Annotated in this window: 18 protein-coding genes and 1 other RNA gene; 5 read left to right on the plus strand and 14 right to left on the minus strand. The window is 68.8% G+C overall.

Annotated elements, in window-relative coordinates; genetic code table 11:
- Positions 1 to 26: 26 nt before the first annotated feature.
- Positions 27 to 743, minus strand: a complete 717-nt coding sequence (locus tag AC2DFQ_RS14420) for an SDR family oxidoreductase (protein ID WP_484534369.1) — start codon at positions 741 to 743, stop codon at positions 27 to 29.
- A gap of 160 nt (positions 744 to 903) precedes the next feature.
- Here AC2DFQ_RS14420 and AC2DFQ_RS14425 point away from each other — a divergent pair, with 160 nt between their 5' ends.
- Positions 904 to 1,491 (plus strand): TetR/AcrR family transcriptional regulator, encoded by a 588-nt coding sequence (locus AC2DFQ_RS14425; RefSeq protein ID WP_484534370.1) that lies wholly within the window; start codon positions 904 to 906, stop codon positions 1,489 to 1,491.
- A 269-nt stretch (positions 1,492 to 1,760) separates the two neighbouring features.
- Here AC2DFQ_RS14425 and ssrA read toward each other — a convergent pair.
- Positions 1,761 to 2,129: a transfer-messenger RNA gene (gene ssrA / locus AC2DFQ_RS14430) on the minus strand.
- A 169-nt stretch (positions 2,130 to 2,298) separates the two neighbouring features.
- Here ssrA and AC2DFQ_RS14435 point away from each other — a divergent pair.
- Positions 2,299 to 2,949 carry an SIMPL domain-containing protein gene (locus AC2DFQ_RS14435; protein ID WP_484534371.1) on the plus strand — a complete coding sequence of 217 codons (651 nt, stop codon included), beginning with the start codon at positions 2,299 to 2,301 and terminating at the stop codon, positions 2,947 to 2,949.
- Positions 2,950 to 2,952: 3 nt separating this feature from the next.
- On the opposite strand, the gene smpB is transcribed toward AC2DFQ_RS14435, so the two are convergent.
- From smpB to prfB, 4 genes are all read right to left on the minus strand, one after another.
- Complete coding sequence (gene smpB, locus AC2DFQ_RS14440) at positions 2,953 to 3,429, minus strand: SsrA-binding protein SmpB (protein ID WP_135067402.1); 477 nt, start codon at positions 3,427 to 3,429, stop codon at positions 2,953 to 2,955.
- 77 nt (positions 3,430 to 3,506) lie between these two features.
- Entirely contained in the window at positions 3,507 to 4,421 is a 915-nt protein-coding gene (ftsX, locus tag AC2DFQ_RS14445) for a permease-like cell division protein FtsX (RefSeq protein ID WP_484534372.1), read from the minus strand.
- A complete protein-coding gene (ftsE, locus tag AC2DFQ_RS14450; RefSeq protein WP_484534373.1) occupies positions 4,418 to 5,764 on the minus strand; it encodes a cell division ATP-binding protein FtsE in 1,347 nt (448 codons plus the stop codon). The genes ftsX and ftsE overlap by 4 nt, the downstream gene beginning before the upstream one ends.
- 86 nt (positions 5,765 to 5,850) lie before the next feature.
- Positions 5,851 to 6,960 (minus strand): peptide chain release factor 2, encoded by a 1,110-nt coding sequence (gene prfB / locus AC2DFQ_RS14455; protein WP_484508945.1) that lies wholly within the window; start codon positions 6,958 to 6,960, stop codon positions 5,851 to 5,853.
- 224 nt (positions 6,961 to 7,184) lie between these two features.
- On the opposite strand from prfB, the gene AC2DFQ_RS14460 reads away from it, so the two are divergent.
- Positions 7,185 to 8,588 (plus strand): HNH endonuclease, encoded by a 1,404-nt coding sequence (locus AC2DFQ_RS14460; RefSeq protein WP_484534374.1) that lies wholly within the window; start codon positions 7,185 to 7,187, stop codon positions 8,586 to 8,588.
- A 51-nt stretch (positions 8,589 to 8,639) separates the two neighbouring features.
- Here AC2DFQ_RS14460 and AC2DFQ_RS14465 read toward each other — a convergent pair whose 3' ends face one another.
- The 8 genes from AC2DFQ_RS14465 to AC2DFQ_RS14500 form a co-directional block, all read right to left on the minus strand.
- Complete coding sequence (locus AC2DFQ_RS14465) at positions 8,640 to 9,434, minus strand: ABC transporter ATP-binding protein (RefSeq protein ID WP_484534375.1); 795 nt, start codon at positions 9,432 to 9,434, stop codon at positions 8,640 to 8,642.
- Positions 9,431 to 10,297, minus strand: coding sequence for an ABC transporter ATP-binding protein (locus tag AC2DFQ_RS14470; RefSeq protein ID WP_484508942.1), 867 nt, complete (start codon positions 10,295 to 10,297; stop codon positions 9,431 to 9,433). The genes AC2DFQ_RS14465 and AC2DFQ_RS14470 overlap by 4 nt, the downstream gene beginning before the upstream one ends.
- Positions 10,294 to 11,334, minus strand: a complete 1,041-nt coding sequence (locus AC2DFQ_RS14475) for an ABC transporter permease (RefSeq protein ID WP_484534376.1) — start codon at positions 11,332 to 11,334, stop codon at positions 10,294 to 10,296. The genes AC2DFQ_RS14470 and AC2DFQ_RS14475 overlap by 4 nt, the downstream gene beginning before the upstream one ends.
- A 4-nt stretch (positions 11,335 to 11,338) precedes the next feature.
- On the minus strand, positions 11,339 to 12,328 hold the full coding sequence (locus tag AC2DFQ_RS14480; RefSeq protein WP_484534377.1) for an ABC transporter permease: 990 nt from the start codon (positions 12,326 to 12,328) through the stop codon (positions 11,339 to 11,341).
- 27 nt (positions 12,329 to 12,355) lie between these two features.
- Complete coding sequence (locus AC2DFQ_RS14485) at positions 12,356 to 14,029, minus strand: ABC transporter substrate-binding protein (RefSeq protein WP_484534378.1); 1,674 nt, start codon at positions 14,027 to 14,029, stop codon at positions 12,356 to 12,358.
- Positions 14,030 to 14,040: 11 nt separating this feature from the next.
- Positions 14,041 to 15,192: a Gfo/Idh/MocA family protein gene (locus tag AC2DFQ_RS14490; protein WP_484534379.1), complete on the minus strand. Its 1,152-nt coding sequence runs from the start codon at positions 15,190 to 15,192 to the stop codon at positions 14,041 to 14,043.
- On the minus strand, positions 15,189 to 15,938 hold the full coding sequence (locus AC2DFQ_RS14495) for a sugar phosphate isomerase/epimerase family protein (RefSeq protein WP_484534380.1): 750 nt from the start codon (positions 15,936 to 15,938) through the stop codon (positions 15,189 to 15,191). Before AC2DFQ_RS14495 ends, AC2DFQ_RS14490 begins: the two co-directional genes overlap by 4 nt.
- A gap of 285 nt (positions 15,939 to 16,223) precedes the next feature.
- Positions 16,224 to 17,078: a LacI family DNA-binding transcriptional regulator gene (locus AC2DFQ_RS14500; protein ID WP_484534381.1), complete on the minus strand. Its 855-nt coding sequence runs from the start codon at positions 17,076 to 17,078 to the stop codon at positions 16,224 to 16,226.
- A 73-nt stretch (positions 17,079 to 17,151) separates the two neighbouring features.
- Here AC2DFQ_RS14500 and AC2DFQ_RS14505 point away from each other — a divergent pair, with 73 nt between their 5' ends.
- Together AC2DFQ_RS14505 and AC2DFQ_RS14510 are read left to right on the plus strand one after the other, a co-directional pair.
- Positions 17,152 to 18,360, plus strand: coding sequence for an ROK family transcriptional regulator (locus AC2DFQ_RS14505; protein WP_484508935.1), 1,209 nt, complete (start codon positions 17,152 to 17,154; stop codon positions 18,358 to 18,360).
- A gap of 66 nt (positions 18,361 to 18,426) precedes the next feature.
- Positions 18,427 to 20,916 carry a glycoside hydrolase family 2 protein gene (locus AC2DFQ_RS14510; protein WP_484534382.1) on the plus strand — a complete coding sequence of 830 codons (2,490 nt, stop codon included), beginning with the start codon at positions 18,427 to 18,429 and terminating at the stop codon, positions 20,914 to 20,916.
- The last annotated feature ends 19 nt before the right edge of the window (positions 20,917 to 20,935 follow it).

Here is a 20,935-nt window from a genome sequence, read left to right on the forward strand (position 1 = left end):
AGGGCGAGGCGGAGGATGGTGTGTGGTTAGACCGTGAGGTCCCATTCGGCGGACTGCGCTTCGCGGGTCTCGTGCTCCATCGACGGCGGGAACACGTTGCGGTATGTGGTGATCTCGCCGGTGATGATCTTGACGATCACGTCGACCATGTTCTGCGGGTCTTCCTGCCCGACCAGGGTGAACGGCGGTTCCCACCCCGGCAGGATGGCCGTCTCCGGGTCATACCAGTACGTCGACGCTTCGAGTGCGGTGTCGTTGAAGCCGGTCAGATAGAACCCGGGCTGCACGGTCGCCACGGTGATGCCGATGGGCTTCAGCTCCTCGCGCAGAGTCGCGGCAATTGCTTCAATGGCGTACTTCGTCGCGCTGTATGCGCCTCCGAATGGTGGAGTCTGCAGACCCGCGTCAGAGGAGTTGAACACGATCTTTCCACTGCCCCGCGCGGCCATCTGTCGGATGAAGCCCTTGGTCAGTTCCATCGGGGCGAACACGTTCGACTCGAAATTCGCCCGAAGGCGGGACATCGGGAGGTCCGTCAGCGTTCCGCTGTGGGCGACGCCGGCGTTGTTGAACAAGACGTCGACGTCGTAACGGAGGGCGTGAGCGACATCGATCTCGTCGAACAGGTCGAGCTTGATGACCTCGATGTTTTCCAAACCTGCTGCCGCGATCTCCTGACGCAGCTGCCATGCCTGCGGCCAGATCTGCACGCCGGCAATCACCCGATATCCGAGGCGACGCAAGGTCGAGTGCGGTGAGGCGGCCGAAGCCGCTGCCTGCGCCGGTAATAAGAACGGTCTTCATGATCTTCCCAACTTCTAAAAATACTAACTGGTCCGTATGTGACCGTAGCTCTAACCGTCCAGGATCTCAAACGGACTAGTTAGTAGTTATGCTGGAGGGATGACGACGAGGAGCAAGGGTGAAGCCACGATGCGGCGAATCCTCGACGCCGCCTCCACGGAATTCGCCCACTATGGGATCGCCGGAGCGCGGGTGGACCGGATCGCTGCCGCCGCGAACTCCTACAAGGGCCAGATGTACAGCTACTTCGGCAACAAGGACGCGCTCTTCGACGCGGTCTATGCCGAGCACATCGGTTGGATGATCAATTCCGTTCCGCTTCGCGGAGACGACCTGCCGGGCTATGCGGCTGAGTTGTACGACGCGTACCTCGCCCACCCGGAAATCGTCCGACTCACCACCTGGGCACGCCTTGAACGCCACCCCGTCGGCGACCTCTACAACGACGGCACCGACCACAACCGGGGAAAGACCGATGCGATCCGGCAAGGCCAGAAGTCCGGCAGCATCGACCCCTCCCTCGACGCCGACGACATCCTCTCGATCGTTACAGCCATGTCGATGGCATGGTCCCCGGCCAGCGCGCTCGTCGCAGCCAGCGCGGACGAACCCGGAACGGTGCACGCACGCCGCAAGAGCGCTCTCGTAGCGACGGTGCGCGGGGCGTTCTCCGCGCCCCATCGCTAACGAGCACGGCACTCAGGCGACCGCACCTTGGTAGCCGGATAGCCGTCGGGTGAGTGCGCATGATGCCCCCGCTACGATCTCTGCGGCCGGGACGAAGCCTCGCGACATCCCACCGTCGTCCGCTAACTACCGAGACAGCGCGATCGCCCAGCCGGAGCCACGAAGGGTCCCGCAACGTCGGTCTTGTCGAGGCACCTCATCGACAACAAACGAAGGCCCCGAACCCGCGTGATTACGCGGCAATCGAGGCCTTGTTCGGTGACAGCGGCTGGTGGAGATGGGGGGAATCGAACCCCCGTCCATCGCTGAGATATCGCGTCTTCTCCGGGCGCAGTCTGTGCAGACGTTCTGCTCGGCTCCGACCTTTGTCACAGACACCTAAGTCGACGAGCCCAGCCTGGGAAGAGTCCCGAGCGGCGTCCAGACGCCACCGCTCAGCAAGTCCCCTAGATGACGCCAGAATCCGTAGCGGGAACGCCTACGGTCTGACGGAGTTCAGGCTCGCTTAGGCAGCGAGGGCGAACTCAGTGCGCTTGGTTTCGGCACTTATTGTTTTACAGGGAGCGTTTACGAGATAACCCTGTATCCTCGGCCCGCTTCTCGCGAATTCACAGGCGATGTCGAAACCGATCATCCCCGTGATCCTCCGTGTGGAGGGGCCACTGTCACGCTGTGGAGTTGTGTATCCGGAAGCCGAAGCATCCGGCCTCACAGACTACAACGGATGCTGCGCCCGTGCCATTCCCGAAGGCCCCGCCGTGGGCCCTCCTCCCGCCTGACTCACACGATGCGCCGTATGCTCGCGGCATGAGCGAGGTCGTGGTCACCGTCCGGGGCGAGCAGGAACGGCGCGTTGCACCGGAGCACGCCGTCGTCAGCCTTGCGGTGCGAGCGGACGGCCCGGTGCGCGGTCCGGTCGTCGAGCGCGTCACGACGCTCGCCGCACCTCTGCGCGACGACCTCGTCGCGCACCAGCGCTCCGGCGAGGTGGTGGAGTGGTCGAGCGGTCGGGTGTCGGCGTGGTCCGAGCGCCCGTGGAACGCCGAGGGCCGCCAGCTGCCGCCCGTGCACCACGCGTCGATCGACATCGTCGCCACGTTCGGCGATTTCGTCGCCCTGTCGTGGTGGATCGGCGAAGTCGCCGAGGCCGATGCCGTCCAGGTGACCGACGTCCGGTGGGAACTCTCCCCCGCCACCCGCGCCGAGATCGAACGCGAGGTGGCCGCCGAGGCGGTGCAGGTCGCGGTCGACCGCGCCCGCGCCTACGCCGAGGCGCTGGGCCTGGAGTCGGTGACGCCGTTGGAAATGGCCGACGCGGGGCTGCTGCTGCCGCATCCCGAGCGCGGCCCGGTGATGATGCGGGCGATGGCGGCGGATGCGCCGGGCGCGGGCGTGGCGTTGCAGCCGGCCGACATCGTGGTCAGTGCCGCGGTCGAAGCGCGGTTCCTCGCCCGCTGAGCCTCAGTCGCCGAGGCGGTTGCGCGAACGCATCGCGCGCTCGGCCTCGCGCTTGTCTTCGCGCTCACGGATCGTCTGACGCTTCTCGAACTCGCGCTTACCCTTGGCGACGGCGATCTCGACCTTGGCGCGGCCATCGGAGAAGTACAGCCGCAACGGCACGAGGGTGTAGCCGCCCGCTGAGACCGCGTGGGAGATCTTGATGATCTCGTCCTTGTGGAGCAGCAGCTTTCGCGTGCGCTTGGTCGCGTGGTTGGTCCAGTGCCCCTGCGAATACTCGGGGATGTGCACCGCGTCGAGGAAGGCCTGACCACCGTCGATGTAGGCGTAACCGTCGGTGAGGTTGGCCCGCCCCTGGCGGAGCGACTTCACCTCGGTGCCGGTGAGGACGAGGCCTGCTTCGTACGTCTTCTCGATCGCGTAGTCATGACGGGCACGACGGTTGGTGGCGATGACCTTTTCGCCTTTTTCACGAGGCATGTCCCACCTCCCTCGGATCCCGGGCACACGCAGCCGTTCAGTCTACAAGGCCTGGGCCCGCCCTCGGTCGCTCCCGCTCAGGTGCGGAGCCAGCGGCGAATGGCAAAGCCTGCCGACAGGGCCGCGAGCACCACGCCGATGAGGACGATCACCGGCACCACGATCGCGATCTCGGCCGGACCCACCCACGTCGTGACGAACGTGATCCGGCTGCGGAGATAGTCATCGACCCCGAAGTTCACGATCGCCCACACCGCGGTGCTCGCCAACGCCGAACCGATGAGGGCGGCCAGAACGCCCTCCAGCACGAACGGGGTCTGGATGAAGCGGTTGGATGCTCCGACCAGGCGCATGATGCCGATTTCCCGCCGGCGCGCGAAGGCCGAGAGCCGGATGGTCGTCCCGATCAGGAGGACCGCGGCGATGAGCATCAGCCCAGCGATTCCGACCGCGATATAGGTCGCGACCGTCAGCGCCGAGAACAGTGGCTCGAGGTACTGCATCTGGTCCTGCACCTCTTCGACACCGTCCATACCGCCGAATCGCTCGGCGATCACGTCGGACTGGCTCTGGTCGATCAGGTTGATGAAGAAGCTCGCGTTGATCTGGTCGGGCGTCAGAATGTCGGCGTAGTCCTCGCCCAGTTGCTCGAGGGCATCCTCATAGGCGTCCGCGCTGGTGACATAGCGGTAGTCGCGGATCAGCGGGGCGAGCGCTTCTCCGTCGAGCGCACCGCGCACTTCCGCGATCTGCTCCTCGCTGGCGACGCCGTTCACGCAGGTATCCGAGTCGGACACGCTCGTGCACATGTGCACGGCGACCTGGGCGCGGTCGACCCAGAAGTCGCGCATCTGGCCGATCTGCATCTGCATGAGCATCGCCGCGCCGACGAAGGTCAGCGAGACGAACGTGACCAGGACGACGGAGATCACCATGGAGGCGTTGCGGCGGAGGCCCTGGAACGCCTCCGAGAGGATGAGGCCGAATCTCACGAGGTGGGCCCCACTTCGTCTTTGCTGTCACCGAGTCCGAGCCGATCGGCGAGCCCGAGCTCGTCGATGTCGACGGGTGGCAGATCGAGGGCCACCGGACGGGTGTGGGTCGAGAGCTGCTCGCCCTGCTCCATCGCCGCGGCCTGCTCTGGCGGCACCGGCATGTGGCTGTCGGATGCGGCCGGGGCGGCGGGCGCGGATGCCGCTGCCGCGCCAGCGGCGGCTGCGCCGGCTGCGGCGGCTGCGACCGGATCGGCTGACCGATCCCGTTCCGGGACGGCGGGTTGTTCCGGGCGCGCCGCGGCGGGCGCCGCCTGCTCCGGACGCGCCGCGGCCGCGGGGGCCGGTGCGGGTGGCCAGACGGCGGGTTCGGTGCGCGCACCGGGTGCGGGGGGCCACGCCTCGGCCTCATCGGCAGGGGATGCCCACGCGTCGGCCCCGGCCGCTTCCGCAGCGGGGGCGACCGACCCGTCACGCAACGCGGCCTCGCCGAGCGCCTCGGCCGCGACGGGGGCGAGCTCGTCGGCCGCCGCATCCAGGCCGGGGCCAGCGCCGGGCGCGACGTGGGCGACCTCGCGCTGCACCTCGAGCACGGCCGTGAGGGCGGCCACTGCCGCGGCGCCGCGCTCGACCTCGGGTGTGAGGCGGGGAAGTCCGGACGTGTCGCCGTATCCGCCGTGCCGCTCGTCGCGCATCATCTGGCCGTTCTGCAGCTCGATGACGCGTCGCTGCATCTGGTCGACGAATCCGGCCTCGTGGGTGGCCATGACCACCGTCGTGCCTCCGGCGTTGATCCGCGCCAGCAGCTGCATGATGTCGATGGAGGTGCCGGGGTCGAGGTTGCCGGTCGGCTCGTCGGCCAGCAGCACCTGCGGACGGTTCACGAGGGCCCGGGCGATGGCGACGCGCTGCTGCTCACCGCCGGAGAGCTCGTGCGGCAGCCGCTTCTCCTTGCCGCTGAGCCCGACGAGGTTCAGCACCTCGGGCACGGCCTGCTGGATGAACCCGCGGGATGCTCCGGTCACCTGGAGCGTGAACGCCACGTTCTGGAACACCGTTTTGGTCGGGAGCAGCCGGAAGTCCTGGAACACCGCGCCCACGTGGCGGCGGAAGTAGGGCACCTTGCGGTTCGAGAGCGTGCGCAGGTCGCGGCCGAGAACCACCACGCGGCCACTGCTCGGGGTCTCCTCGCGGAGGATGAGGCGCAGGCACGACGACTTCCCCGACCCGGAGGCTCCGACGAGGAACACGAACTCCCCGCGTTGCACCTCGAAGTCCACCGCATCCAGGGCGGGTTTGGAGGTACCGCGATACCGCTTGCTGACGTTCTCGAACCGGATCATGGCGCATTGAGCCTAAGCTCCGGCCGCGCCCCACCCCGCCGTGACGCGCCGCCGGGCGCGGATGCCACCGGCGTGCGCGCGAGGACTCAGTCGTCGTCTTTGCGCTTGCGCCACCGGATGCCGGCGGCGATCAGGCCATCGAGGTCGCCGTCGAACACCGAGGCGGGGTTGCCGACCTCGTACCCGGTGCGGAGATCTTTCACGAGCTGCTGCCCGTAGAGGAAGTAGGAGCGCATCTGGTCGCCCCAGCTGGCCGTGATCGTACCGGCGAGTTCCTTCTTCTTGGCGGCTTCCTCCTCGCGCTGGAGGAGCATCAGTCGGGTCTGGAGAACGCGCATGGCCGCCGCGCGGTTCTGGATCTGCGACTTCTCGTTCTGCATCGACACGACGATGCCGGTCGGAAGGTGGGTGAGGCGCACGGCCGAGTCGGTGGTGTTGACCGACTGCCCGCCCGGACCCGAGGAGCGGAAGACGTCGACACGCAGGTCGTTCTCCGGAATCTCGACCTGAACGGCCTCTTCCATGACCGGGATGACCTCGACCGCGGCGAAGCTCGTCTGCCGCTTGTCGGCCGACCCGAACGGGCTGATGCGCGCCAGGCGGTGCGTGCCGGCCTCGACGGACAGCGTGCCGTAGGCGTACGGGGCATCCACCTCGAACGTCGCGGACTTGATGCCCGCGCCCTCGGCGAAGGACGTGTCCATGACCTTCACGGGGTACTTGTGACGCTCGGCCCATCGCAGGTACATGCGCATGAGCATCTCGGCGAAGTCGGTCGCGTCGTCGCCGCCGGCACCGGAGCGGATCGTCACGACGGCACCGCGGTCGTCGTACTCGCCGTCCAGCAGCGTCTGCACCTCGAGCTGCCCGATGATGTCCTCGAGCTCGGCGAGCTCCCGGCGGGCCTCTTCGGCCGCATCCTCATCGTCCATCTCGTGGGCGAGCTCGACCATGACGTCGAGGTCGTCCAGACGCTGCTCGATCTCGGTGATGCGGCGCAGCTCCGTCTGACGGTGGCTGAGGGCGCTCGTGACCTTCTGCGCCTTGTCGACGTCGTCCCAGAGATCGGGCGCGCCGGCTTCCTCACTCAGACGCGCGATCTCGGTGGCGAGTCCCTCGACGTCCACGACGGATTTGATGTCGCTGAAGGTGGAGCGCAGGGCCTGGATGTCGGCGGAGGGATCGAATTCGAGCATGGCAGTTCAGCCTACCGCCGCCAGGTGCCGCCCGCCGCGGGCACGGCCTCCGCTCCCCCGTCCTCCGCCGTGTTCCCCGCTCCTCCCTCTGCTGCGCCTCGGCCCCTCCCCCGGCTCCTGCTCCGTCCTTCCCTCGGCTCGTTCCCCGGAACTTGGGCATTCGGGTTCTCCACAGATGCGCGGACATTCGAATGAATGTCCGAACCCCCTGCGACAATGGAGTCATGACCAGCCCCACCGCCGCCATCGCCGAGGCCCTCTTGGCACTGGAATCGGCGTGGGGCGATGCGCCCGACACGAGCGCCCTGCCCGACGCGACGGTGAAGCTCGTCAACGAACGTCTTGCCGATGTGCGCCGTCGCGTCGACGGGCTGCACGCGCGCGTGGCCGCGGAGGTCGCCGCGCGGTCGCGACCCGAACTCGGGACCGAGGGGCTGGCCCGGAAGAACGGTTTCCGCACACCGGCGAAGCTCATCGCCGAGGCGACTGGTGGCCACACGGCCGATGCCGCGCGGCTCATCCAGGTGGGCCAGGCCACCGCACCGCGCATGTCGCTGTCGGGTGAGATCCTCCCCGCGAAGCACCCCCACATCGCCGCCGCGATCGATGCCGGCCGCGTCAGCGTCGCCGCCGCGGGCGCGATCACCACGATGCTCGATCGGGTGTCGCTGCGCGTCGACGCGGCAACCCGCGACCACGCCGAGGAGACCCTCGCGCGTCAGGCTCCGCTTCTCACCTACGACGAGCTGCTCGCCGTCCTGCGTCGCGCGGAGGCGCATCTCGATCCGGACGGCCTCGAACCCAGGATTGCCGAGCAGCACGGCGAGCGGTCGCTGAAGATCACGCAAGACCCGGCGGGGATGACCATCCTCACCGCCCGGCTCGATCCCGAGTCGGCCGCGCCCGTCGTCGCCGCGATCGAGGCCATCGTCACGCACCAACTCCGTACGTCCCGCGGGCACAACGACTCGGACGCCGAGTCTTCCCACCGCGGCACCGGCGCTGCCGTCGAGGAGACGCGGGCACTCACCCAGATGCGCGCCGATGCCCTCGCCACGATCTGCCGTCATGCCATCGGCTGCGATCGTGACGCGCTCCCGGGTTCAGCCACCACGGTGGTGGTGCGGATGACCCTCGACGATGTACGCACCGGCGTCGGGGTCGCCACGATCGACGGGATGGAGGCACCCATCGACGCCGGAAGCGCACGGCGGATGGCCGCCGCCGCCGACATCATCCCCTGCGTACTCGGCACCGACAGCGAGGTACTCGATTGGGGTCGAGCCAAGCGCCACTACACGCGGGCGCAGCGGCTCGTCCTCGTCGAGCGAGACGGCGGCTGCTCGTCCTGCCACCTGCCTCCCGCCTTCGCCGAGGCGCACCACATCCGCTGGTGGGAGCGGGATTCCGGGCCGACCGACCTCGACAACGCGATCCTCCTGTGCACGTCGTGTCACCATCGGGTGCATGCCGATGGGTGGGAGATCCGCATCGACACCCCGCCGGGGGCGCCACCCAGCGCGGGCTCGGTCTGGTTCATCCCTCCCCCGCACGTCGACCCGAACCGCACCCCCCGACTCGGCGGCCGACGACGGTTCGACCCGCTCGCCTGGAGCCTGACGGCCTGACCCCGGGCCCGACAGCCTGACGCCGGGCGAGGCCTCGGGCGCCGCGGGCCCTCACGGTGCAGCGACGGCCCGGAAGTGGTGCTCGGGATCGGGAGAGGCCGCCAGGAGGCGCTTGGTGTAGTCCTGCTGGGGGTTCAGGATGACCTCGTCGGCGGGGCCGCGTTCGATCACCGACCCCTGGTACAGCACGAGGATCTCGTCGCTGAAGTGCCGGGCCGTCGCCAGGTCGTGCGTGATGTAGAGCACCCCGAGGTTCTCCTCTCGCTGCAGCCGGCCGAGGAGGTTGAGCACACCGAGCCGGATGGACACGTCGAGCATCGACACCGGCTCATCCGCGATCAGGATGCTCGGCTTCGGCGCGAGCGCTCGGGCGATGGCGACCCGCTGGCGTTGACCGCCGGAGAGCTCGTGGGGCTTGCGAGCGGCCATCGCCTGGCCGGGAAGCTGCACCCGGTCCAGCAGCGCCGCCACCTTCTCATCGAGGTCGCCACGATCCGCCTGCCCGTGCAGGAGGAGGGGGCGCTCCAGATGATGCGCGATCGTGTGGAAGGAGTTCAGCGACGCGAACGGATCCTGGAAGACCATCTGCACTTCGCCGCGATAGTGACGAAGGCCCGCCCCCCGCCTGGACACCGGCTCGCCGTCGAGCAGGATGCGCCCGCTCGAGGGCCGTTCGAGTTGAGCGAGCATCTTCGCGATGGTCGACTTGCCGCTCCCGCTCTGCCCGACGAGCGCGACCGTCCGCCCCGGCTCCAGACGGAAGCTGACGTCGTCGACGGCGCGGATCACCTTCCTCCCCCGGCCGCGATACTCCTTGGTCACGTTCTGGAACTCGAGCACGCTCATGCGATTCCTCCGAGGACGGGCGTCTCGTCACGTCCGCTGCGCACGAACCCCCCGCGCTCGCCCGTGAGGCTGGGGAACGACCGCAGCAGCTGCTGCGTGTAGGGATGCTGCGGGTCGCGGTAGATGGACTCCGCCGTGTTGAGTTCGATGATCTCCCCGCGCAGCATCACTGCGATGCGGTCGCTGATCTCCAGTAGGAGTGGCAGGTCGTGCGTGATGAAGATGACCGAGAATCCGAACGTCTTCCGCAGTTCGCTGATCTCGTGGAGGATGTCGCGCTGCACCAGAACGTCGAGGGCGGTGGTCGGCTCATCCATGATCATCAGTTGGGGCTTCAAGGCGAGGGCCATCGCGATCATGACGCGCTGGCGCATCCCGCCGGAGAGCTCGTGCGGGTATGACCGGATCCGGTCGCGGCCCACCCCGATGAGATCGAGCAGGGCTGCGCTCTGCTCGACGCGCTCCTTCTTCGGCATCTCCGGTCGGTGGGTGGCGAAGATGTCGACGATCTGCGAGCCGACGGTCGTCACCGGGTTGAGGGCGTTCATCGCCCCCTGGAAGACCATCGACACCTTGTCCCAGCGGTAACGCCGCAGCGCCGGGACGCTCAGGGCGTTGATGTCGATATCCGTGCCGTCGCGATCGTGGAGGACCGCCGAACCGGAGGTGATGACGGCGGGTGGCCGCAGCAGGCGGTTGATTCCGTAGGCCAGCGTCGTCTTCCCGCATCCGGATTCACCGGCCAGGCCGAGCATCTCCCCACGGCCGAGCTCGAGGTTGACGTCTCGGACGGCGTGGACCGGCTCGTCGACCTCGTACACGATGTTGTAGTCGCGAATGCTCAGCAGCGTTTCGCCGCTCATGCGATCACCCCGCCTTCGGAGACACCCTGGAATCGCCGCTTCAGGCGCTTCTTGTCCTTGTGCAGCTTCGCCGTCCGCAGCTTCGGGTCGACGATCTCGTCGATCGCGAAGTTCACCAGCGACAGGGCGCCCCCGAGAACCGCGATCATCACACCGGGCGGGACGAACCACCACCAGGCACCCAGCGTCAGCGCGAACCCGTTCTGCGCCTGGAAGAGCATGGTGCCCCACGTGAAGGTGCCCGACGCGCCGAGGCCGAGGTAGCTAAGCCCCGCCTCGCCCAGGATCGCGGCGATGATGGCGAGGACGAACTGCGCGGCGAGCACCGGAACGAGGTTCGGCAGGATCTCCACACCGATGATGCGCCATGACTTCTCCCCCGCCACCCGGGCGGCCGCGACGTAGTCGCGACTTCGGAGGCTCAGCGTCACCGACCGGAGCACGCGCGCCGACGCCGCCCAGCTGGTGATCGCCAGCACGATGGCCAGCACCCAGATGTTCTTGTCGGCGACATAGCTGGAGATGACGATCACGAGCGGGAGCCCCGGGATGACGAGCATGACGTTGGTGAAGAGCGAGAAGGACTCGTCGACCCATCCCCCCGCATAGCTGCCGATCACGCCGAAGACGACGGAGAGGAACAGTGCCACGACGCCGACCGTGATGCCGATCAGTAGGGATCCACGGGTCGCGTAGGCCAGCTGAGCGAAGACGTCCTGTCCGGTCTGGGTCGTGCCCAGGATGAACTCCGCCGACGGTGGCGTGCGGCCGGCGTCGCGGATCGCCAGCGGGCTGCCGACGAACAGGGGACCGAGGATTCCGAAGAGCGTGATGGCGAGGATGAGCCCGAGCCCGACGGCGAGCTTCGGGGGGATGGAGCGGAGAACCGCCCAGGGCGAGCGACGGGAGCGCGTCGCACGCGAGCGCTGAGCGGCGAATGCGCTCGTGACGGGCTCCATGCCGTCGCGGCGGACGGTCGAGGGCTCGTCGACCGGCGGCTCGGTGAGGATGCTGCCGGCGGGAGGCGGATTCGTCATGGGTTCAGCTCCTCGCTCGCGTGCGTGGGTCGATGAGGCCATACAGCAGATCGACGATGAGGTTCGCTCCGAGGACGGCGACGGTGATCACCAGGAACACGCTCTGCATGAGCGCATAGTCGCTGTTGTTCACCGCCTGGAGCAGCGTGCTGCCGATGCCGGGATAGGAGAAGACCTGCTCGGTGACGATGGAGCCCGACACGACGAAGCCCAGCGAGATTGCGAACCCGGCGACCGAGGGCAACACGGCGTTCCGCGCCGCGTAGTTCATCATGATCCGAGTGGGGCGGAGCCCCTTGGCCTCGGCCGTGACGATGTAGTCCTCGGAGAGCGTGGAGACCATCATGTTCCGCATCCCCAGGAGCCACCCACCGAACGACGACACCACGATCGTGATGGCGGGCAGGATGCCGTAGTAGATCGCGCTGGAGATGAAGGACCAGTCCCACCCGGGGCTCGAGGTGAGGTAGTTGTAGCCGCCGCTCACCGGGAACACGCGGGTGACCACGGCGAACAGGTACAGCAGCAGCAGCGCGAGCCAGAAGTAGGGCACCGCCTGGAACATCGTGGTGACGGGGACGAGGTTGTCCAGCCACGACCCGCGCTTCCATCCGGCCAGCATCCCGAGCACGATCCCGACGACGAACGCGATGATCGTGCTCAGGCCGATCATCGCGACCGTCCAGGGCAGCGCCTGACCGATGATCTCCACGACCGGTTGCGGATAGTAGGTGATCGACGTGCCCAGGTCGCCGGTGGCGATCCCCGCCAGATAATCCCAGTACTGCACGAGGATCGGGCGGTCCGTTCCGCCGCCGAGGAGGAGGGTGACGCTGTCGCGGAGCTCGGGGGTCACCGGCCCCCGAGCCGCGAGCTTCTGAATCAGGATCTCCACCGGATCCCCCGGCAGCAGCCGCGGGATCAGGAAGTTGATCGTCAGTGCACCCCACAGCGCCACGACGTAGAACCCGAGCTTTCTCGCCAGGTACCTCATCGTTGCCTCCTCCTCGACGCCGAACGGTCAGCTCGCCGGTTCGATGGTCTTCAGGACGATGCCGTTGTCCCAGGCGCGGTCAGGCCGCGGGTAGGCGTACATGTCCCCGTCGCTCGGCCACCCTTCCGCCTTGTCGGTGTTGAAGATCGACAGCGCCGAGTTCACCAGGATGGGGATGTAGGGCATGTCGCGGACGATCTCGCCCTGGATCGTGGCGTACTGCGCCGCCTTCTCGGTCTCATCCTGGGTGGCCGATGCGGCATCGATGGCCGCATCCACCACCGGGTTGGCGTACCGCACGTAGTTGCGGTTCGACGTCTCGCCCACCGGCGCGGTGTTCGCGGAGTGGAACGAGTTCAGGTAGACGTAGTACGGGTCAGCCGCGACGCCCTGGCCGACGGAGTCGAGCGAGAGCTGGAAGGTGCCCTTCACCTTGTTGTTGGTCCACTGCTGGTACGACACCTGGGAGGGGCGAAGCTCGATGCCCGCCTCGAGGAGCTGCTGCGCGGACGCGTCGATCGCGGCGATGTAGTCGGTCCAGCCGGTCACCACCTCGACGGTGAGGCTGACGCGCTCCCCGTCCTTGGCGAAGATCCCGTCTCCGCCGCGGACGTAGCCGGCGCCTTCGAGCGCGGCGATGGCTGCGTCGACGTCGGGGCTCCCCGGAACCGGCTCGCGGTACGCCTCCGCGATCCACTTGTCGTCACGGCCCAGCAGGGCGAATGTGGGCGAGGTCTGGCCGTTGTATCCGGAGAAGGCCAGTTCGTTCAGCTGATCCCGGTTGAGCGCGTGGTAGATCGCCTGCCGCACGGCCGGATCGGTCTGCGGGCCCTCGCAGCCCAGCTCGACGCTGGAGCAGGTGAAGAATGCGGTCTGGTTCAGCGGCGTGTTCGAGTACTCCAGTGGCGTGCCCGCGAAGACCTCGTCGATGTCGGGGAGGAAGATGCCCGCCCAGTCGATCTGCCCGGACAGGAGCGTGTCGGTCGCCGACTGGTTTCCGGTCAGGGAGATGTAGCGCACCGAGTCGATCTCGGGCCGTCCGCCCCAGTAGTCCTCGTTGGCAGCGAGCACGTAGTTCTGGGAGTTGAACTCCTCGAGCTGGAACGCCCCGGTGCCGACCGGTTCGGTGTTCTGGTTCGTCGTCGGGTCGTCCCACTCCGACCAGATGTGCTCCGGCACGATCGCGGTGTTGCCGAGGTACGACACGGCGTCCGTGAAGGAGGGCACCGGGAAGGTGAACACGACCGTGTTCTCGTCGGGCTGGCTCACCTCCGCGTCGAACCCGGCCGTGTTGAACGCGGGCGTCTCCTTGATCAGGTTGAAGGTGAATGCCACATCGGCGGCGCTGAACGGCTCGCCGTCGCTCCACGTGACGCCCTCGCGCGTGCTGATCGTCAGCACCGTTCCGTCCTCGTTGAAGGAGTACTCCTCGCCGAGCAACGGCTCAGGCTCCGTGCCGCTGACGATGTTGTAGTAGAAGAGCGGCTCGTAGATGACCCCGAGGGTCGACTGCAGTGCACCGGCGATGAAGGGGTTGAAGTTCTCGGCGAAGTCGCCCGTCACGCCCGTGTAGGTGACGACCTCGGTGCCTCCGGCCGCGTCGTCGGAGGAGTCCCCCGGCGTGCATGCGGTGAGGGCCAGCACGGAGGCGAGCGCGAGGCCCGTCCCGGCCAGCACCGCCTTTCTGATGCGAGTGCGCATGGTCTTTCCTTTCATCGTTGAATGGCTGCGGTACTGCGGGAAATGCCTGATGCTGCCTGCTCGAGCGGGATGGGCGCCGAGGGGTCCCACCCGTCGGGGAGCAGCGGGATCGGGGCGAAGGTGCTCTCGACCTCGACGATGCGTCCGGTCTCGGCCGCCTCATCCAGCGCCGAGAGAACGTCCACGAGGTGATAGGCCAGCTCGCCGTTCGCTCGCTCGGGGCGCCCCTCGGCGATGGCCTGAGCGAGTTCGGCGACGCCTGTTCCGCGGGTGAACCGAGGCGCGGCGGTGCGAATCACTTCGGGTTCGTCGCGTCCGGCACGCCAGAGCTGCACGTCTCCGGTGAAGGTGTTGGGATCGGGGTAGACCAGGGTTCCCTCCGTGCCCGAGATCTCCACGAACCCGACGCGGCGGCGTTTCGACTCGAAGCTGAAGACGCTCTGGGCGCTGGCCCCGCCGTGGAACCACAGCGTCGCCCCGATGTGGGTGGGAACCTCGACGGTGAACTCGTCGCCCGCCCGCGGACCGGACGCGATCACCCGACGCTCGTGAGCCTTCGACGCGCTCGCCGACACCCGGGCGACGGGGCCGAACTGCTGGAAGAGCGTGTACAGGTAGTACGGGCCCACGTCCCACATCGGCCCGCCCCCCGCCGCGTACAGGAACTCGGGGCTGGGATGCCACGATTCCGGGCCGGGCGTCTGGAACAGGGTGAGACCGGTCAGCGGGCGGCCGATCGCACCCGAGTCGACGAGGCCGCGCGCGGTCTGCAGGCCCGCCCCGAGGAAGGTGTCCGGGGCGGCGGCGATCCGCAGGCCCCGGGTCTCGGCGGCGCGCAGCAGCCGCGCAGCGCCGTCGCGGTCGAGCGCGAGCGGCTTCTCACTCCACACGTGCTTGCCCGCCGCGAGCGCCTGAAGACCCACCTCGACATGTGCGGCGGGAGTGGTGAGGTTCACCACGATGTCCACCTCGGCCGAGGCGAGGAGCTCGGCCGTGGTCCCGGCGTTGCGGATGCCGTACTTCTCCGCCTGTGCCCCCGCGCGGGACACGTCCAGGTCTGCCACGAAGGCGACGTCGAGGGAGGGGAACCGCGTGAGGTTGTCGAGGTACTCGGTGCTGATGACCCCCGAGCCGATGACGCCGACGCCCAGCCGGCCGGTCACGCGGCGACCTCCGCCTCGGCCAGGTACGCGTGGCTCTCGGCGACGGCTGTCCACATGTCACCGGTGTGGTCGTCCAGCTCCACGACTCGCAGAGCCGTCGGCGCGGCGGCGAGGACGGGAGCGAAGTCCATCGCGCCGGCCCCGACAGCGAGCTGATCCGTTTCGACGGGAGTGACGGGGCCGTCCTTGATGTGCAGCGCAGTGACCCTCTCCCCGAGCCGGCGGAGCAGGGCGGGGATGTCGGGCTCTCCCCCGACGGCGGCCCAGTACGTGTCGAGCTCGAGGTGCACGGCAGGGTCCAGGTCGGCCGCGAGGGCCTCGAACGCGCTCACGCCCCCGAACCGGTTCTGGAACTCGAAGGCGTGATTGTGGTGGCCGATGCGGAGCCCCTCATCCGCGGCGCGGCGCGCGATGTCGTTGAGGTCGGCCGCGATACCCGCGACGCCTGCCCGCGAGGTCCAGCGGCTCTCGTCGATGGAGGGCGAGTAGATCGTCCCGACACCCAGCTCCTTCGCGGCCCGGAAGATCGGATCGAGATCTTCCCCGACGAGGCGGGCGTGCGCGGACGGTGCCGTCATCCCGGTCTCAGCCAGCCCCGCACGGTAGGCCTCGGCGCGCTGCACGAATCCGTAGAGCTCGACCTGCCGGTACCCGATCTCCGCGATCCTCCGGAAGGTCGAGCCGGCGTCCGCGTCGAGCTCGGAGCGGAGCGTGTACAGCTGCAGCGAGATCCGGTCGGCGCTCACGAGGCGGCCCGGCCCGCGCTCCGGGAAGGGAATCGGCCACTGCGTCGGATCATCGCTGCTCCTCCATACCCGGCATCCGGGGTGTTGCCCTCGTTGGCGCGGCTTTCAGCCAGGCACTTTCTTATCCCAATTGAGAAAGCTATGTCAATCAATTTAAGAAAGTCGAACGCAGGGCAAGTCGCGGAATCGTCCGTCGACGTCGGCGCAGAGCCCGTGCAGACCCCGCGGACACAGGGGCCATCGCCGCGGACGGGATGGGGAGCGCGGGCTCGCCGGAGGGACGATTCAGGCGTGCGTGGGCGCGGGTCCCGTGCTCGCCCGCCCGATGACGACCGTGTCCTGGGTCACCGACTCGCCGCCCTCGACGTCCAGGAGCGCACGCCCGACCAGCTCCCCGAGTCCTCGCACGTCACGCGACACCGCGGAGAGCTCCGGCTCCGCGAGCTGGCAGACGGCAGAGTCGTCCCACGCCAGGATCGACAGGGTCTCGGGCACCGACCGTCCACGCTCCCGGGCGACACCGAGCGCCGCCTCGGCCATCACGTCGTTGTCGAAGATGATCGCCGTCAGTTCGGGATGAGCATCCAGCAGCGCGCGCGTGCACGCCGCTCCGGAGTCGGCGCTGTAGTCGCCTTCGACGACCCAGCCGGCGATGCCGAGCCTCGTCAGTTCGCGCTCGAAGGCATCCGACCGGACGCGGGTGTGCATGTATGCGGCGGGTCCGGCCACCCGCCCGATGGCCCGGTGGCCGAGCTCGGCGAGGTAGGTCAGCGCGCCGGTCATGGCCGCGTCGTTGTCGACGCGGATCGCCAGATGCCCGTCGTCGCCGCCGCCGCCGACGAGCACGGTCCGCAGCCCGAGGTCTCGGCACAGCGCCGGCCGAAGGTCGTCGTCGACGAGGTCGGAGAGCACGACGCCCTCCACGGTCCCGTTCTCCGCCCAGCGGCGGTACGTGGCGAGCTCCTCCTCGAGGGTCGTCACGATGTGGACGAGGATGTGGGCGTGATGCGCGTCGAGGAGGCCGTCCACGCCGTCGAGCAGGCCGGTGTAGAACGGGTCGAGACCTCGATGCCCGTGAACCCGGCGGCGGACGGTGCCGAAGGTGCGGTCCTGCACGGCGGGTTTGGCGGTGGCGGGCATGACAGCGATTATGGCCGGTATATCGTGCGGAGAAGGTGCACCCGCTTCATCCCGATCACGGAGGACCTTCATCGTGAACAGCCGCACGCCCCTCGGCGCGAGTCGCATCGCCGTGCTCGAGGCCATCCACGCCGCCGAGGCGGTGAGCCGCGTCGAGGTGGCGCTGCGCACGGGCCTCACTCAGGCGACGGTGTCGAACGCGGTGCGCGACCTCATCGACGCGGGCCTGGTCATCGTGACCGGCGAGCGCACGCCGACCCGCGGAAAGCCGCGCACCCTCCTCCAGGTGAACCCGCTCGCCCGCTGCGCCATCGGGGTGCAGCTCGGCGCTGACGCCATCGTGGTGTGCATCACCGACGCCGTCGGGGCAGTCGTCGCCCGTACGCGGCTTCGGGGCGCGCGCGAGGACGAGCCCGGCGAGGTGATCGACCGGATCGCCGCGACCATCGAGGCTCTCATCTCCACGACCGCGCTGTCCCGCGATGCCATCGTGGGCATCGGCGTCGTCAGCCCCGGTCTGGTCGACATCGACGACGGGGTGATCCTGCGCTCCCGTTCGCTGCGGCGCTGGGTCGGTTTCGCTCTGCGGGATGCTGTGGCCTCGGCGACGGGGTTCCGGGTGGTGATCGACAACGACGCCACCGCCGCGGCGCTCGGCGAATTCTGGCGTCGCAGCATCCCCGAGACCCTGGCGCACTGCACGGTCCACATGGGCGCGACCGTCGGCGTCGGCATCCTCGTCGGCTCCACCCCCTACCGCGGAGCCAGCGGGAACACCGGCGCGATCGGCCCCATGCGCATCCGCCGCGGCAACTCGTGGCAGGGCACCACGGTGGATGACGTCACCACCCCGCGGGCCGTGGCCGAGCGCGCCCACCGCGCCATCGCGCGGGGCGTGAGCACCGCCATCACCCTGAGCCCGGAGCGGGACTGGTACCTCGACTTCCAGAGCATCGCGATCGCCGCCGTGCACGGCGATCAGCTCGCCCTGGATCTCATCCTGGAATCGGCCGAGCACCTGGCCGACGCCCTCGTGGTCGTGGTGAATCTGCTCGACGTGGATTCCATCTCGCTGGCCGGCCCGGCGTTCGCGACGGCCGGAACCCTGTACCTCAAGCACCTGTCTCAGCGCATCGCCGACGAGGCGTTCGCCGCCGAACGTCACCCGATCCGCCTCCGTCTCACCGAGCAGCCATCCGACGCCGCGGCCATCGGCGCGGCCGCGCTGATCCTGCAGCAGCAGTTCGCTCGGCGGGAGGCGCCGGAGCCGATCAGCGGTTGACTTAGTTAACCCGGCGATGAAAGTATCGGGATCCCCGCCGTACACCGACGTTCGCTCGGAGCCCCGATGACCTCTTCGAACCTCTCGCTCGACGGGGCGTGGACGGCCACCGCCGTCTCGGGCCGCGTGCCGGACGACCTCCGGAAACGTGAGATCGCCGCGACGGTTCCGGGATGCATCCACCTCGACCTGCTCGCAGCCGGTCGCATCGCCGATCCCTTCGACGGCGACAATGAATCGGCTCAGCAGTGGATCGGCGACACCGTGTGGCGCTACGCGCGCACGTTCCGGTGGGAGCCGACCCGGGCCGACCGCCATGACCTCGTCGCCGCCGGCCTCGACACCCTCGCCACGGTCACTATCAACGGCACGGTGGTGGCCCAGACGGCCAACCAGAACCGCAGCTACCGCTGGAGCGTCGGGCACCTGCTGCGCGAAGGAGACAACCGCATCGAGGTGACCTTCGACGCGCCGGTCCCCGCCGCGGAGCGCGCGGAACGCGAGCACGGCGGGGAGAGGTTCCACGTCAACCACCACCCCTACAACGCGCTGCGTAAGACGGCATCGAACTTCGGGTGGGACTGGGGCATCGACGCGGCCACCAGCGGCATCTGGAAGTCCATCGGGATCCAGAGCTGGAGCGGCGTGCGCATCGACAGCGTGCGGCCGCTCGTGGAGGTGACCGGCACGACGGGGCTGCTCTCGGCGCACGTGCAGCTCGACGAGGTCGGGATCCCCCAGTGGCACGACGTGACGGTCATCGTCAGCCGCGACGGCGCGGAGGTCGCCCGTTCCGGCGCTGCGGTCCGCGGTTCCGGAGTGGTCGACGTCGCGGTGCCGGACGTCGAGCTCTGGTGGCCGCGGGGCCATGGATCCCCGACCCTCTACGACGTCGAGGTGCGTGCGGGCGATGATCTCTGCACGCACGAGGTCGGCTTCCGCACCGTCGCGCTCGCCACCGAGGCGGATCGGTGGGGAAGCGCGTTCGAGCTGCGAATCAACGGACGTCTCGTGCAGGTGCGCGGCGCGAACTGGATCCCGGACGACGCCTTCGTCCCGCGGATCGACCGCGAGCGGATCGAACGGCGTGTCGCCGACGCCACCGAGGCGAACATGAACCTCCTCCGCATCTGGGGCGGGGGCATGTACGAGTCCGACGACCTCTACGAGATCTGCTCCCGCGAGGGGGTGCTCGTGTGGCAGGACTTCCTGTTCGCGTGCGCGGCGTACGCCGAAGAACCCTGGCTCGCGGACGAGGTCGAGGCCGAGGCTCGCGAGGCGGTGACCCGCCTGTCCGCACACGCGAGCCTGGTGCTGTGGTGCGGGAACAACGAGAACCTCGTCGGGTACGCCGACTGGGGCTGGCGCGCGCACCTGGACGGGCGCACGTGGGGCGAGGGCTACTACACCCACCTCCTCCCCGGCATCGTCGCCGAGCTCGACCCCACCCGGCCCTACATCCCGGGGTCGCCTTCCTCGCCCTCTGCTCTTCTGCCGCCGAACGCGCCGACGGACGGCACCGTGCACATCTGGGATGTGTGGAACGCGAAGGACTATCGCGCGTACGCCCAGTGGCGCCCGCGCTTCGTCGCGGAATTCGGCTTCCAGGGACCGCCCGCCTACACGACGCTCTTCGACGTGGTGCACGATGATCCGCTGCATCCGGAGGGGCGGGATCTGCTCGTGCATCAGAAGGCCAACGACGGCAACGGCAAGCTCGAGCGCGGATACGCGGGTCACTTCCCGACGCCGCGGACCATCGACGACTGGCACCTGACGACGCAGATCAACCAGGCCCACGCGCTGCGCTTCGGCATCTCGTGGTTCCGCTCCCTCGCCCCGCTCAACACGGGCACCATCGTGTGGCAGCTGAACGACGACTGGCCCGCCATCTCGTGGGCCGCCGTGGACTGGGCCGAGCGCCGCAAGCCCCTCTGGTACGCCCTCCGCGACGTCCACGCGCCCCGCTTCGCGACCTTCCGGGAGCGGCAGAACCACGAGGACGGCGAGGACGGACTGCGGTTGGTCGTGCTCAACGACACCGCACACGGGTTCCAGAGCGGCGTCCGGTTCGCGCGCGTCGGGTTCGACGGCACGGTCCTCGCCGCGGCCGAGTCCCACGTCGCTGTCGAGCCGCGCGGGTGGGGCCACGTTCCCGTGCCCCGCCACGTCGCGGAGCCCGAGGACCCAGCGGCGGAAGTGCTCGTCGCCACGTTCTCGGACCCGTCGCTCGCGCGCGTTCTCGTCGACCTGGCGGAGCCGGTGGATCAACGGCTCGATCCCCGGGCACTGTCCGCGACCGCGCACGCCACGGCCGCCGGAGCGGTCATCGACGTCACGGCGAGCGCCTACGTGCGCGACGTCGTCGTGCTCGCCGACCGCGCCGATCCGAGCGCATCCGTCGACCGTTCGCTCGTGAGCCTCCTTCCGGGCGAGAGCGCCCGGTTCGTCGTCCGCGCTCAGGGGTCTCTGTCGCCCAGCTCCGTGCTGGATCCGCGGGTGCTCCGCAGCGTGAACCAGCTGCTCGGCGACCCGGTGGGCGCCCCCCTCCGCTAGGGCCGGAGCCGCCGCTCGG

The sequence above is a fragment of the Microbacterium sp. Z11_20 genome, from assembly GCF_057197605.1.